Annotated in this window: 1 protein-coding gene; it reads left to right on the top strand. The window is 42.3% G+C overall.

Translation table 11 applies throughout. The features are described from left to right. Positions 1–452, top strand: a 452-nt coding sequence (locus ACU8YE_RS25170) for an AAA family ATPase (protein ID WP_446930285.1), incomplete at both ends; no start/stop codon positions are given.

Here is a 452-nt window from a genome sequence, read left to right as displayed (position 1 = left end):
GAAAACAACTGTTATCAATGGGATTGTCTCGTTGTTTGCGGAACTAAATGGCCTTTCATTAGATCTCAAAGACTATACGCAGGAGATGTTTCCAATCTTGCTAGCGGCGCCAACTGGGCGAGCAGCGAAACGTATGAACGAAACGACAGGTTTACCTGCAAGTACCATCCACCGTTTGTTAGGCTTGACAGGTCGTGAAAAAAATCCGAGTTTAGCCGCCAAAGAATTAGAAGGTGGTGTGCTAATTGTAGATGAAATGTCCATGGTGGATACTTGGTTAGCCAATACGTTATTAAAAGCTATTCCGACAAACATGCAAGTGATTTTTGTTGGTGATAAGGATCAGCTACCGTCTGTCGGTCCAGGTCAAGTCTTACATGACTTATTGCAAATTAACGAAATTCCCAAATGTGAGCTAAACGAAATTTATCGTCAAGGAGACGGTTCAAGTA

The organism is Ralstonia sp. VS2407, assembly GCF_052950655.1.
The sequence above is the reverse complement of the archived record's forward strand: the minus strand, read 5'-3'. Positions and strand labels throughout refer to the sequence as shown.